At 73.4% G+C, this 13,463-nt stretch carries 13 protein-coding genes and 1 tRNA gene; 5 read left to right on the top strand and 9 right to left on the bottom strand.

The features are described 5' to 3' along the window. Nucleotides 1-45 precede the first annotated feature (45 nt). The 7 genes from ACZ5VC_RS05460 to ACZ5VC_RS05430 form a co-directional block, all read right to left on the bottom strand. Nucleotides 46-119, bottom strand: a tRNA-Lys gene (locus ACZ5VC_RS05460). Then, nucleotides 110-769 carry a bifunctional DNA primase/polymerase gene (locus ACZ5VC_RS05455; RefSeq protein WP_469118754.1) on the bottom strand — a complete coding sequence of 220 codons (660 nt, stop codon included), beginning with the start codon at nt 767-769 and terminating at the stop codon, nt 110-112. The genes ACZ5VC_RS05460 and ACZ5VC_RS05455 overlap by 10 nt, the downstream gene beginning before the upstream one ends. Nucleotides 770-914: 145 nt before the next feature. Further along, the gene (locus tag ACZ5VC_RS05450) at nt 915-1,265 is read right to left on the bottom strand and encodes a hypothetical protein (RefSeq protein WP_468710737.1); all 351 of its coding nucleotides are present in this window, start codon (nt 1,263-1,265) and stop codon (nt 915-917) included. Between the two features lie 151 nt (nt 1,266-1,416). Then, complete coding sequence (locus tag ACZ5VC_RS05445) at nt 1,417-2,745, bottom strand: AAA family ATPase (RefSeq protein ID WP_469118753.1); 1,329 nt, start codon at nt 2,743-2,745, stop codon at nt 1,417-1,419. Beyond that, nucleotides 2,742-4,334 carry a hypothetical protein gene (locus ACZ5VC_RS05440; protein ID WP_469118752.1) on the bottom strand — a complete coding sequence of 531 codons (1,593 nt, stop codon included), beginning with the start codon at nt 4,332-4,334 and terminating at the stop codon, nt 2,742-2,744. The genes ACZ5VC_RS05445 and ACZ5VC_RS05440 overlap by 4 nt, the downstream gene beginning before the upstream one ends. Before the next feature lie 34 nt (nt 4,335-4,368). Next, on the bottom strand, nt 4,369-5,562 hold the full coding sequence (locus ACZ5VC_RS05435) for a hypothetical protein (RefSeq protein WP_469118947.1): 1,194 nt from the start codon (nt 5,560-5,562) through the stop codon (nt 4,369-4,371). Then, a complete protein-coding gene (locus ACZ5VC_RS05430; protein WP_469118751.1) occupies nt 5,453-6,421 on the bottom strand; it encodes a phosphatase PAP2 family protein in 969 nt (322 codons plus the stop codon). The genes ACZ5VC_RS05435 and ACZ5VC_RS05430 overlap by 110 nt, the downstream gene beginning before the upstream one ends. A 155-nt stretch (nt 6,422-6,576) precedes the next feature. Here ACZ5VC_RS05430 and ACZ5VC_RS05425 point away from each other — a divergent pair, with 155 nt between their 5' ends. Further along, a complete protein-coding gene (locus tag ACZ5VC_RS05425) occupies nt 6,577-7,182 on the top strand; it encodes a histidine phosphatase family protein (RefSeq protein ID WP_469118750.1) in 606 nt (201 codons plus the stop codon). A gap of 478 nt (nt 7,183-7,660) precedes the next feature. Here the strand turns inward: ACZ5VC_RS05425 and ACZ5VC_RS05420 are convergent, their stop codons facing one another. Beyond that, on the bottom strand, nt 7,661-9,007 hold the full coding sequence (locus tag ACZ5VC_RS05420) for a tetratricopeptide repeat protein (protein ID WP_469118749.1): 1,347 nt from the start codon (nt 9,005-9,007) through the stop codon (nt 7,661-7,663). 237 nt (nt 9,008-9,244) lie between these two features. On the opposite strand from ACZ5VC_RS05420, the gene ACZ5VC_RS05415 reads away from it, so the two are divergent. Both ACZ5VC_RS05415 and ACZ5VC_RS05410 read left to right on the top strand, forming a co-directional pair. Continuing rightward, entirely contained in the window at nt 9,245-9,715 is a 471-nt protein-coding gene (locus tag ACZ5VC_RS05415; protein ID WP_469118748.1) for a hypothetical protein, read from the top strand. A 46-nt stretch (nt 9,716-9,761) separates the two neighbouring features. Further along, nucleotides 9,762-10,628, top strand: coding sequence for a spermidine synthase (locus ACZ5VC_RS05410; protein ID WP_469118747.1), 867 nt, complete (start codon nt 9,762-9,764; stop codon nt 10,626-10,628). A gap of 33 nt (nt 10,629-10,661) precedes the next feature. On the opposite strand, the gene ACZ5VC_RS05405 is transcribed toward ACZ5VC_RS05410, so the two are convergent. After that, complete coding sequence (locus ACZ5VC_RS05405) at nt 10,662-11,219, bottom strand: hypothetical protein (RefSeq protein ID WP_469118746.1); 558 nt, start codon at nt 11,217-11,219, stop codon at nt 10,662-10,664. A 68-nt stretch (nt 11,220-11,287) separates the two neighbouring features. On the opposite strand from ACZ5VC_RS05405, the gene ACZ5VC_RS05400 reads away from it, so the two are divergent. Continuing rightward, nucleotides 11,288-11,998 (top strand): response regulator transcription factor, encoded by a 711-nt coding sequence (locus ACZ5VC_RS05400; RefSeq protein WP_469118745.1) that lies wholly within the window; start codon nt 11,288-11,290, stop codon nt 11,996-11,998. Then, a complete protein-coding gene (locus tag ACZ5VC_RS05395; RefSeq protein WP_469118744.1) occupies nt 11,995-13,422 on the top strand; it encodes a sensor histidine kinase in 1,428 nt (475 codons plus the stop codon). The genes ACZ5VC_RS05400 and ACZ5VC_RS05395 overlap by 4 nt, the downstream gene beginning before the upstream one ends. Nucleotides 13,423-13,463 lie beyond the last annotated feature (41 nt).

The following is a 13,463-nucleotide window of genomic DNA, read 5'->3' as shown; positions in this document are numbered from 1 at the left end:
GGTACGAAAAAGCCCCCCGCTTCCGCGAGGGGCCTTTTCCGTCTGTGCGCCGCCAGGGACTCGAACCCCGGACCCGCTGATTAAGAGTCAGCTGCTCTAACCAACTGAGCTAGCGGCGCCTGCTGACGTCGTAGACCTTAGCATCCTGATCGGCGGGAGGAAAAATCGATATCCGCACGTCGGCGGCGGACGCCGCACGGACGGCCCGGACGCAGGCCCAGAGCACCACCTCGGGTCCCGGAAGCCAGGGATGGCGGGTGTCGGGGGCGACCACCCAGCGCGGCTCGGCCGGGGTGCGGGGCGTCAGCGACGGGATGGTCACGGCGTCCCCGGTCCCGTGGCAGAGGATCGGCGGTACGGCTTCGCCCCACTCCTCCCAGTGGAGGAGGGACGGTAACCGCTGGGCCGTTCCCGGGGCGGCGAAGAGCAGCATCCGGCCGCGGTGGAGGGCGACCGGGCCGGACCCGGGGCCTTCCGACCAGAGCCGGTCCAGCATCCGGCGGCCGAAGATCGACTCCACGTTCACCACGTCGAAGGCCGTGCCGCAGGGCAGGACCGTGGGGGTGCCGGGCCGGTTCTCCCACAGGGTCAGGGTGGAGCGGGGGTGGGACGAGGCGGACGCGAGCCAGTCGGCGCCGGCGGCCGTGACCTGCTCGGTGTGGTGCCGGCCCTCCTCGCGGAGCAGCCGGAAGACGTCCAGCCGTCGTCGCTCGTCGGTGTCGCCGTGGGCCGGGCTCAGGGGGGATTCGTCTCGCAGCCATGCGCTCATGGCATTTACATGTACCGGGAGTGACAGCACCGTTTCGTAGAGTTGACGAAAACCCGGACACGGCGAGGTGCGGAGGAGTATCTTTCGCCCCGGCATATGCCAGAACACTTGTCCACTGGCGAGGAACCGGCCGGGCCGGGACCGGCTAGCGCTCGTCGGGCCGGTCGCCGCCGAGCAGGTCCTGGCCGAACTCGATCATCTTCCGGGCGTAGTCCTCGGTCCACTCCGCCCGCTCGGCGATGTCCGCCGGGGTCAGCCGGTCGAACCGGCGCGGGTCGCCCAGCTGCGCCGCCGCCATGGCCTGGAACTCCGTCGCCCGGTCCGTCGCCGCGCGGAACGCCAGCGTCAGCTCGGTCGCCCTGGCCAGCAGCTCGCGCGGGTCCTCGATCGACTCCAGGTCGAAGAAGTGCTCGGGGTCGGCGGTGGCCTCGGCAGGCTCGAAGATCAGCGGCGCGGGTTTCAGTCGCCGCTGCTCGCTCCGCTCGGGTTCCGCCATCTCAAGCTCCTCCTCGCACGACACGGCCCGAGGTCCGGACCACCCTCCATTGTCCCTTGCTGCGCAAGGGGGGCCCAGCTTCAGGGGGCGCACGCCTCCCGGTTCACGCGGGCGTCCCGCTCAAGGCGTCCAGCTCAAGCGGGCGTCACGCTCATGGCGCCCAGCTCACGCGGTGCTCCGCCAGACGGGACAGCACCGCGTGGTTCGCCTCCCAGCCGTCCGGGAACTTCACGGTCACACCCAGCTGCACCGGCTCCGTCGACGGGTGCTCGTCGAGCAGGTCCGCGACGCCGGCGCGGCACACCACGATGCAGGCGTGGCGGTGGCGCGAGGCCAGGACGCACAGTCGGCCCGTCTCCAGGTGGAACGCCGTCGCGTCCGGGCGCCCGGAGAGCGGGTGGAGGACGACGGTGACGTCGTACTCCCTGCCCTGGAGACGGTTGGCGGTGTCCACCGTCACACCCGTCACGCCCAGTTCCGCGAGCGCGGCCCGTACCGCCGCCGCCTGGTCGCGGTGGGCCGTGCCGACCGCGATCCGGTCCGGCGTGAGGGGTGCGGGGTCCGGGGAACGCTCACTGGTGGCCGCTCCGCCACGGTCCAGGAGGCGGCGCACCACCAGGGCCACCGCCCGGACCGCTTCGGGGTCCGTACGCGGGGTGTGCCGGGCGGGCAGCTCCAGCAGGCCCCAGCCCGCCTCGGCCGCCTCGTCGATCACCCGGTCCGGGCCCGAGCCGTCCGAAGGAACACCGAAGGACAGACGCCGGTCGCCGTGGTCCGTCCCGCTGCGGAAGGGCGTGTACGGGTAGAACGCGTCGGAGACGAGCTGCGCCGCCGACGCCGGAAGCCGCCAGGACACCGGCAGCCGGTGCTGCGGCAGCTCCGGATTGTGGGCGAGCAGCGTGGAGACCGCGCTGGCGGACGGATTGTAGGAGAGCCCCGCCCACTGGTCGGCGCCCACCACGCTGAAGGGGTCCAGCTGGCCCGGGTCGCCCACGAACAGCGCCCGCTCGAACAGCCCGGCCACCGCGAGCAGCGCGTCCGAGCGCATCTGGTACGCCTCGTCGACGATCGCGTGCGGCCAGGGATCCACGCCCTTCACATGGGCCCACTTGGCGGCGGTCGAGATCACCACGCCCAGCCCGCCGAGATCACCGGCCTTCGCGGACTTCCGTACGTTCTCCAGGTCGTCGAGGGCTTTGTCGTACGGGTCGGAGTCATTGCTGTGCAGCCGCCCGATCGGTAGCCCGGGCCGCTTCTCGGCAAGCCGCAGGACCAGGTCGTCCACCTGGGCGTTGGTCTGCGCGATCACCATCAGCGGGCGTCCCGCGTCGGCCAGTTCGAGCGCGGCCCGCACCACGAGCGTCGACTTGCCGGCGCCGGGCGGGGAGTCGACGACGACGCCCCGGGCACTCCCGCGCAGGGTGTTCTCGAGAATCTCGGCGGTGGCCCGCGCAGCCTCCGCGCCGGGATCGAACGTCACAGCAGGTCCTCCGGGGTCACGGGGTCGGGGCTCTCGCCGGCGTCGGAGCCGGAGGGAGGGCCGCCGTGCGTCCAGGGCGTCTCCTCCGGCTCCGGAAGCTTCGGGCCACCGCGCTGGTCGTGCTCGAACAGCGTCCAGGCGAGCCGCTCGCCCTTCTCCGGAACCGTCCCTTCCGCCGGGTCCCTTGACCGGCCCATCCGGTCGAGCAGCCGCAGCACCGGAGCACCGTCCTCGTCCCACCGGACGAACTCCGCCGTCTGCGGCTTCCCGTCCAGCGAGCGGTACACCTTCACCGAAGGACCCAGATGCGGCTGGTCGTCCGTGCGCACGGTCAGCAGCGGCCGCGGCGAGGGGCGCTTCGACTCCGTCCACGCCATCGTCACCTCGACGACCTCCGCGAGGAACGCCTCGCCTGACAGCCTGCGCCCGGCCAGCACCAGCGGATCGTCCAGCGCCTCCTGGGCCTCCAACTGCGCCTGCGCCGCCTCGCGCGACGCCAGCTTCCGAGCGGCCGTCACCGCGTCGTCGCGTCGCGGCTGCGGCGGCTCACCGGCGAGGACCCGGTCGCGGTGGCCGGTGAACGACCACCGGTCCCGGGTCCACCGGTCAGCCACCCGAGCCCCCGCCGGAAGCGCGCGCAGCAGGTCCAGACCCCGCCACACCGCGTCCCAGGTGGGCCTGAGCTGGGTCATCAGCAGACGGCGGATCTCCCGCTCGGCCGCCGACAGTTCGCCCAGAGACCGGTCCCCCTCCAGACCGTCCTCGGCGGCGGCCAGCGCCTGCCGGGCCCGGTCGTACCGCTCGATCGCGGGCGCGAGCAGCCGGTTGTCGAACGCCGGGTCCGTCGCCGGACCGGCCGGCGGGCACACCAACTGGCCGTGCCGGTCCCGGCCGAGCTCCGCCCGCAGCGCCGCCTCGGCCCCCGACTCGTCCTCGGCCGCGTCGATCCAGGCGAGCAGCGCCCCCAGATGCTGGTCCTCCAGCGACGACTGCCCCGTCGCCCAGTGCCGGTTGAGCAGATCCGTCGCCGACAGCAGCAGCGACGAGCCCGGCACACGCGCCCGCTCCCCGAAGTGCGTCAGCCAGCGCCCGAGCAGCGGCACGCGCGGCGGCGCCGGGTAGGGCGTGTCCGGGTCCTGCTCGGCCGTCCGCCGGAACCGCATCGAGCGGCCCAGCAGCCGTACGTATTCGACGCCCGCACGGCTCGGCACGATCAACTGCGGCGCGTCCGCGCACAGCTCGACCTCGACCTTGACCTTCTTGCCCGTCTCCGGGTCCGTCTCGGCCCTCTCGGCTGCCTCCACGTCGTCGCCGTACCCGTCGATGTACGGCAGGACCTCCTCCGCGAGATCCGCCAGGAACGCGAACCGCAGATCCCGGTCGCGCGGCTGCGCCACGGCGAGGAACCGGGGCGCCTCACGGTCGGTCCCGACCAGCGCGCCCAGCGGCGCCCCGGCCTCACCGGCCGTGGTCAGCGGTACGAACACCAGGGGCCGGTCCGACAGATGTCGGTGGCGGACCGTGGTCAGCGGCTGTGCCCGTCCCGACTCGACGGCCTCAAGTCGCGCCAGGGTTCCGATCAGCGACATGCGCGCACCTCCACGGGAGTTCGGGAAGCCTCGGTCAGCACGGGCATTCGACCGTCTCCTTCGGTGTCCGCGCCGGTGCGTCCGCCAGGGCCTCGGCCCGCAGGCCCGCCGCCCGGCGCAGCGCCGCCACCGCCGGGTCGTCCGGGTCCCCGGCCTCGCCGCGCGCGGCGGAGAGCACCGCGCCCACGGTCGTCAGCCCGCCCAGCTCGGCACGGACCGACCGGCCGAGGGTCTCCACCGCGCCCGCCGCACGCGCCCGGTCGCGGCAGTGGAACGCCAGCTCGCAGGCGGACAGGCACTCCGGCGCGTAGGAGTGCGGCACCGACTCGACCGCGGCCGTCAGTTCGTCGGCCGAACACGCCTCCAGATCGAACGTCGTCCCGGGCGGCAGCGCGTCGGCGATGTCCTCGACCCTCGTCAGCCGGGCCAGCTGCCGACGGGTCACCGACAACTGCTTGCGCACGTCGACGACCGAGGCGGTCGGCAGGTTGGAGAAGTCCTTGGGGCACACCAGCAGCACCGAGTGCCCCACCGTCGCGCCCTCCGTCAGGGCGGCGACCCGCTCCAGGGCCAGGACGTACACCGCGGCCTGGCGGGCAGCCGCGCCCACCTTCGACGCGTCAGCCGACCCGTCGATCATCGGGAACGACTTGATCTCCACGACCGTCCAGCGGCCGTCCGGACGCACCACCACCGCGTCCGGCTCCAGATAGGCGGGGGAGCCCGCCACCTCCAGGGCCAGCATCGGGTGGTCGAGCAGCGCCCAGCCGCCGGCCGCCGTGGCCTCGCGCAGCGCCAGCGCCGTCCGGGCCGCGCGGCCCTCCGGTCCGGCCGCCGTCAGATCCGGCACGGCGACGTCGCCCGGATCCTCGGGGCCGAGCAGCCGCAGCAGCTCCCGGCCGCCGTCCGCCTTCACTCTGGCCTCGAAGGCGTTGCCGCGCATGAACGCGAACTGGGACTGTCCGAAGGCCCCCGGCGAACCGAGCGCCTCGGCCAGCGCCGACTTGTCGACACCCGCCCCGTCGAGCAGGGCGCGCCGCCGGCATCCGGGGTTGGCGGCGAGCGCCGCCAGCGCGCGGGCGTCCAGCGGATGCGGGACGGCGGCGGGGCCGCGCAGCTCAGCGAGCCTTCCCCACGCTCTCGGCTTCGCCTGAGCTGGGGAGGCCCCATGCCGGAGAGTCGTCTGCGGCGGCACTGTCGTCCGCGGAGGACGAGGTCCGCTGCCCAGGGATTCGCTCACCCGCGGAAGTCTCGCATCCGGCACTGACAATCGGGGACGCCACCGTCACACGGCCACCCGGCACGCGGGTCCGCACCCGGTCCACGAGCCGGGTCACGGGCCCGGCCAGCAGCAGTCCGAGCCCCATGACGGCGACGCCCGCGACCGCGTCCAGGAAGTAGTGGTTCGCCGTGCCCATGACCACAATCACGGTCAGCAGCGGGTAGGTGACGCCGAGGCCTTTGAACAGCGGCGTCCTCCCGTACCGCCACAGCATCACCCCGCACCACAGCGCCCAGCCGACGTGCAGGCTCGGCATCGCCGCGTACTGGTTGGTCATGCCGCCGAGACCGCGCGGGGCGCTCGCCTCGCCACCCCACCAGCCGTAGGCGCTGAACTGGGCCATGGTGTCGACGAATCCATGGCCGGCGGCGAGGAGGCGGGGAGGACAGGTGGGGAGCAGGGTGAAGCCGACGAGGCCGCAGAGGGTGGAGAGCATCAGCCAGGTGCGGGCGGCCCGGTAGCGGGTGGGGCGGCGGCGGAAGAGCCAGATCAGGATGGCCGGGGTGACCAGATAGTGCAGGGAGGCGTAGGCGAAGTCGGCGGGTATACCGAGGGCCGGGGTGCCGGTGAAGAGCCGGTTGAGCGGATGCTCGGCGTTGAGGTGGAGGCTCTTCTCCACGCGCAGGATCGCCAGGCCGTTGTCCACGGCCGTGGAGACGTCGCCCCGGGCCAGCAGCCGGCCGCACGAGTACGCCGCGTACACGACGGCTATGAGCAGCAGTTCGGCCCACCAGCGGGGGCGGAACCGCGCGAGCGCGAGCGCGGGGGCTGACGAGGATGCGGGCGCTGTCGCAGGCTGTGGCATCCGGACGTTCCCCCAACGAGTTGCTCATGCGGCCCTGGCCCCCTGAGGGACGCAGAGATCTTCGCTCAGGTTGCCCGTGGATGCCCGTCGTTTACGTGCGCGATGCGTGCGCGATGATGGACGGGCACCGAATGTGAACCTCAGGGAGAGCCTCCATGGCACCGCGCATCCTGCTCGCCCGGCACGGCCAGACCGAGTGGTCGCTGCTCGGAAAACACACCGGCAGGACCGACATTCCCCTCCTTGACGAGGGCCGCCGCGGCGCCAAGCTCCTTGGCGAGCGGCTGCACCGGGCGCCCTGGGACGGCCTGCCCGACGTCGAGGTCCGCACCAGCCCCCTGTCCCGGGCCCGTGTCACCTGCGAGCTGGCCGGTTTCGGCGACCGGGCCGAGGACTGGGACGCGCTGATGGAGTGGGACTACGGCGCGTACGAGGGGATGGCCCCCGACGAGATCCACGCGATCCGCCCGGGCTGGCTGATCTGGCGCGACGGGGTCCCGGACGGCGAGACCATGGCCGAGCTGTCGGCCCGCGCCGACGAGGTCGTGACCTGGGCCCGCTCAGCCGAGCGCGACGGCCGCGACCTCCTGGTCTTCGCCCACGGCCACATCCTCCGCTCCATCGCCGCGCGCTGGCTCGGCGAGGACGTCTCCTTCGCCTCCCGCATCCGACTGGACCCCACGAGCCTCTCCATCCTGAGCTGGGCCTACGGCGCCCCGGCGATCGAACGCTGGAACGACACGGGCCACCTGGAGGGATAGCCCCCGGGCGGGCACCGGCGCGGCGTGCGCGGCCGCGGTGCCGCCTGGGCACCCTGCCGCGCACCCGCGCACCCGCGCACCCGCGCACCGGCTCCCCCGGGTTGCCTACGGGAGCCCGAACGGCTTCGTACCGCGCCGCATGGTCCGGGCGAGCGCCGCTACGGCTGCCCGGCCATGAATCCCCGGTGGGATCCCTCCCGTTGGCCGAGCGCCGCCCAGGCGTAGTGCCGCCGCGCGCGCTGCGCACGCGCGCCGCCTGCGTGGCCTCGGGCAGCCGGCACGGGCGGGACCCGGCACGGCGATCGCGGCCACGGTGCCGCCTCGGCACACTGCCTCGCGACGGCACCGCCGGGACGCACGTGCGCTCCCTGCGCCCGCCGGGCGTCTGGCCGACGGCGTCGTCGGCGTCAGGGCCCCGGCCCGAAGCGGCGTCGGTCACCCCGGGCGCGCCCGGTCCAGTAACCACCCGCCCCGACCGCTACGCGTCGATCGACGCCCGGCGGTCCAGGAACGAGGACACGCCCGGGGCGCCGCGTTGGGCCGACAGGACCTCGACCGTGTCCGAGAGCATCGCGCGGATGCGGCTGGACTGGACCTCGTCCAGCAGGTCCAGGACACGGTGGCCCGCCACCGCCGCCTCCTCGGGGGAACCGCCGCGGGCGAGGTCCGCCGCGAGCTGGGCGCGGTACAGCGCGAGGTTGCGGGCGAAGTGGGGGTTCTGCAGGACCGTCGCCCGATGGGCGTGCCGGGCCGCGCGGCCCCACTCGCCCAGCTTCGACCAGCACTGCGCCTCCAGTGCCTCCAGCTCGGGCTCGCCGAAGAACGACATCCACTCGGGGTCCGCGTCGTCGGCGCCCCGCTCGAACAGCGTGTGCGCCCGGCCCAACGCCTGCTCGCAGGCGCTCCGGTCACCGAGGCCCGCCCACGCGCCGGCCTCCCGCAGGGACAGCAGCGACAGCAGCCGGGCCGACGGCAGGTGCCGGGCCGCCCGCTGCCCGGCCTGCGCGGCCCGCACCGCCTCCCGGTACCGGCCCGCGTCCCTGGCCAGGAACGACGTATTGCAGAAAGCATGCGCCTCAAGAGCCGGATCACCGGCCATGCGCGCGGTGGCCAGGGCCTCCGCGTAGTGCGAGCGGGCGTCTTCGAAGCGGCCCGAGTCATGGGCGAGCCACCCTACGGAGATGGCCAGTTCCCCCGCGCCGGCGTGAAGCCGGTCGGCCGTCGAACGGCGGGTCGTGGTGCCCGCGTCGAGCAGTGCGTACGCGGCCCGCAGGGGCTCCGCGGCCCTCCGGTACAGGCCTTCGGCGCCATGGCGGTCGTCGAGCAGCCGGATCTGGCGCACCGCCTCCTCGACGGCGTCCACCTCCGCCTCGCCGATTCTGCGCTGGGCCGGGATCTGGCCGGTGAACTGGGCGGAGCCGGCGGCGAGGATGCCGCCGAACCCCAGCGAGGCCGCCGCCACGGTGGCGGTCCCACTCGTCATGAATGCGCGACGCAGCACGTCGCTCTCCTCATCGTTCCGGATCGAAGGGGGCGGCGCGGCGGCCGTGGTGCGCGCACCGCGGCCGCGTACGGTCTCCCGCGCCGAGAAGCCCAGGTCCGCCAGGGTCAGACCGGGGAACATATGCAGGAACACCCGCTCGTACGCGTAGTTGGGACAGCGGATTTCGCCCGCCTCCACGCGTCCGATGTAACGGGCGTCGCAGGCGACCTGCTCGCCGATCTCCCGGGCGGCGCGGCGGACCACCGCGGCGAACTCCGCCGGGGAGTGCTGCCCGCGCAGTCTGCGAAAGGCGAGATTGGGAACTGCCCGTGACATCGCCATGGCCGAGCCCTCTCCTGTGCTGCCGGTGTTCCGGCGGGCAAGAACGTACCTGCTGTGACCGAATGCTCACGCAGTGTTTAGCTACAAACGGGATATCTCACCCGCGATCTGCCATGAACTGCCATCCTTTGCGGCGGCGTGCCGCCGTAGCTGTTGACGCCCCCGAACGTTGAACCATGTGGAGAGACGGAACGTGTCTCCATCAAGCGAGGAGGGGATCCCTTGTTGGAGGTCGGCATGGAGACCAGCCCGCGAACCGATGGCGGATCGCGTACGACTGCCCAGCACTGGCCCACTCCGGACGCGTCCGCGTCGCCGGCCGGTGCCGAGGGCGAGCCCTGTGACCTGGTGACGGTCCCGGCCCGCCAGGGCCTGGAGGCCGTCGACATCCTGCGCCGGGGCGGCGCTCCCGCCGTCGGCCCGGTGCTCCACGACGGGGCCTGCGACACCCTCGGCTTTCTGGTGCCGCCCGGCACCGCCGAGGGCTGGGACGTGCCGGGCAGCGCCTGCACCCAGACCTCGGGCCGCGGCCTGCGGATCCCCGACCTGCCGGACCTTCCGGAAGGCCCCGGGACGCCCGCCACGTCCGAGGCGTCCGGCTGGCTGCTGCCGCCCGACGACACCGGGGCGGTGACGGACCCGGTGGTCCTGCGCGAGGCACTGGACGAGGCCGCCCGCATGATCGAAGCCGCCGACAACTGCCGCTGAATCTCCGGCGGCGCGCCCCCGTGGCTCACGGGCCGATAATGGGCACGTGGCAAGGAACAAGCAGCGTGGCCGGGCGGCGGCCGTCGAGTCGGTCGTCGAGACCGTGGACGGCGGGCTCGCCGAACTCATACCCGACCGCGAGCGGCCCCGTGGCTGGACCCTGCTCATCGACGGCGCCCCGCAGTCCCATGTCGACCTCGACGATCCCGCCCATCTCGAATTCGCGTACCAGCGCCGCCTCGGCCACATCGCCGACCTCGTGGCCCCGCCCGGCCGGCCCCTGCAGGTCGTCCATCTCGGCGGCGGTGCCTTCACGCTCGCCCGGTACGTCGCCGCCACCCGGCCCCGCTCCACCCAGCAGATCGTCGAGGTGGACGGCGCCCTGGTCCAGCTGGTCCGGCGCAGGCTGCCCCTGGACTCCGCCGCCCGGGTCAGGGTGCGCTCCGGGGACGCCCGCGACGGGCTCGGCCGGATCCAGGACGGCTGGGCGGATCTCGTCATCGCCGACGTGTTCAGCGGGGCCCGTACCCCCGCGCATCTGACCAGTACGGAGTTCCTGGCCGAGGTCCGCCGCGTACTGAAGCCCGGCGGGCACTATGCGGCCAACCTCGCCGACGGCCCGCCGCTCGCCCACCTTCGCGGCCAGATCGCCACCGCCGCGGCCGTCTTCCCCGAACTCGCCCTGGCCGCCGACCCGACCGTCCTGCGAGGCCGTCGCTTCGGCAACGCCGTCCTGCTCGCCTCCGATGTTCCGCTTCCGGTCGCCGAGCTGACGCGCAGGGTCGCCAGCGATCCGCACGCCGGACGGGTCGAACACGGGCGGGCGCTCAGCGACTTCACCGGCGGTGCGAGCGTGGTCACCGACGCGAGTGCCAAGCCCTCGCCCGTACCGCCCGACTCGGCCTTCCGCTGACGACGGCCGGCCGGCCCCGCCCAGCGCCGGCACTCAGCGCTCGTCGATCTCGACCCTCGGCGCGGTGTCGTGCCAGACGCAGAAGACCGAGATCTCCCGGCCGTCCTGGGTGAAGGTCACCCGGATCCACGTCGGCTGCTTCCAGACCTGCATCTGCCACCCGGAGGAGGGCGTCGCCGAGACCAACTCGGCCGCCCGCGTCCCCATGTCGAAGACCACCCGGCCGCCGTCGACGGTGTAGCTCTTCACCTCACCGCCGCTCGACGGGGTCGCGTCCGCGCCACGGGACGGCTTGTGCGACGGGGAGGGCGAGGCGGACGGCTTGCGGCTTCTGCCCGGCTTCGCCGACGGCGTGCCCGAGGGGGACTTCGCGGGTGTGGACTCGGGGGGCCGGGGCCGCCGGGTGGAGGACGACAGCGGGCGCGCGCCCTGGGAGGTCGGGCTGTCGGCCGTGATCGGCAGGGCGGTGGGCGGGTCGTACGCGGTGCCCGACATCACGGTGTGGACACCCCACCACGAGAGCGTGACCGCCGCGCCCGTGGCGAGCGACCACGCCAAGACGTGAACAAGTCCTCTACGCATCCGGGCCATAGTGCACCACGGGTCACATCGGCGTCCCAGGGGGTTCCGCATCCCCCGTATGGCGTACGGTGCCGCCCATGGCAAGTGTGCTCGTGGTCGAGGACGACCAGTTCGTGCGCTCCGCCCTCATCCGGCACTTGACCGCGCTTCCGGGGGAATCCCACACCGTACGGAGCGTCGGCACGGCCCTCGAGGCGCTGCGCGAGGTGGCCCATTTCCGTTTCGACGTGGTCATCCTCGACCTCGGTCTGCCCGACCTGGACGGGGCCGAGGCGCTCAAGATGCTGCGCGGAATCACCGACGTACCCGTGATCATCGCGACCGCGCGGGACGACGAGGCGGAGATCGTACGGCTGTTGAACGACGGCGCTGACGACTACCTCACCAAGCCCTTCTCGGTGGAGCATCTGTCCGCGCGGATGGCCGCGGTGCTGCGCAGGTCCCGGGTTGCCACCGGTGACGTACCGCCGTCGCGGGTGATCCAGGTCGGCGGGCTCTCCATCGATCCGCTGCGGCGCCAGGCCGAACTGGACGGGGTACGACTGGACCTGACCCGGCGCGAGTTCGACCTGCTGGCGTTCCTGGCGGGGCGGCCCGGCGTGGTGGTGCCGCGCAAGGAGCTGCTCGCCGAGGTGTGGCAGCAGTCGTACGGCGACGACCAGACCATCGATGTCCATCTGTCATGGCTGCGCCGGAAATTGGGGGAAACGGCGGCCAAGCCCCGTTATCTACATACCCTGAGGGGAGTGGGAGTGAAGCTGGAACCGCCGGCCGGGAGTCCGCGATGAGGTGGGCGCTGGTCAAGGTGGCCCTCGCCGTCACCGCGATGGTCGTCGTGGCCTTCGCCGTGCCGCTCGGGCTCGTCATCAAGGAGATGGCCCGTGACCGGGCCGTCACCAACGCCGAACGGCAGGCCGCCGCCATCGGCCCCAGCCTCTCCATCACCACCGACCGCGGCCAGCTGGACCGGGCCGTCGCCTCCACCGCGGCCGGGGCCGCCGGGCGGATGGCGGTGCACATTCCGGCGCCGGACGAGCCGGGAGGCCAGGCGCTGGAGATCGGCACGGGCCGGGCCGCGCCGAAGGACCTGGAGACCGTGCAGCGGCTCCCTCGGGCGTCGATCACGGAGGTGGAGGGCGGCTCCGCGCTGCTCCAGCCGATCGCGCTCGGCAGCGGCCAGATCGCGATCGTCGAGGTCTTCGTGCCCGAGGGTGAGGTCTCCAACGGGGTGGCCACCGCCTGGCTGGTCCTCGCCGGCGTCGGTGTCGCGCTGATCGTCGGCTCCGTGGCGGTCGCCGACCGGCTCGGCGTACGAATGGTCCAGCCCGCCCAACGGCTCGCGGGCGCCGCCCACGACCTCGGCGAGGGCAGGCTCGGGGCGCGCGTCCCCGAGGAGGGGCCGCCGGAGCTGCGGTCGGCCGCGATCGCCTTCAACTCCATGGCCGACCAGGTCGTCCAGCTGCTCGCGAACGAACGGGAGCTGGCGGCGGACCTCTCGCACCGGCTGCGCACCCCGCTGACCGTGCTGCGGCTGAATGCCGCCTCGCTGGGGGAAGGGCCGGCCGCCGACCAGACGCGCGCCGCCGTCGAACAGCTGGAGCGGGAAGTCGACACGATCATCCGCACCGCGCGCGAGGCGAAGCCGCAGACCCGTCCCCTGACCGCGTCGGGGATGCCCCAGCCGACGGGGCCCGGCGCCGGCTGCGACGTCTCCGAAGTCGTACGGGAGCGCATGGACTTCTGGTCCGCGCTCGCCGAGGACGAGGGCCGCAAGGTGCGGGTCGCGGGCATCGACCGCCCGGTACGCATCCCGGTCGCCCGGCCCGAACTGGTCGCCGCCATCGACGCGTTGCTCGGCAACGTCTTCCGCCACACCCCCGAGGGCACCGCCTTCGCGGTCGACGTCCACAACGGCGACGACGCCGTGATCGTCCTCGTCTCGGACGCGGGGCCGGGCATCGCCGACCCGGAGGCCGCCATGACGCGCGGCAACAGCGGGGCCAGGGACGGCTCGACGGGTCTCGGCCTGGACATAGTGCGCCGGGTCGCCGAGTCGACCGGCGGAGACGTACGGATCGGGCACTCGGTGCTCGGCGGTACGGAGGTGCGGATCTGGATCGGCCTGGGGTCTGACGGGCGGCAGGGTACCGAGGGGCGGCGCGGGCACCGGGTCGGGCGGCGCCCGGTCCGTCGCAGAGGTCTGAACCATTAATCGGTCCCGATGGCTCCCTTAAGCGGACCCTAAGCTTCCCA

The sequence above is a fragment of the Streptomyces sp. NPDC033174 genome, assembly GCF_055577795.1.
The sequence above is the reverse complement of the archived record's forward strand: the minus strand, read 5'-3'. Positions and strand labels throughout refer to the sequence as shown.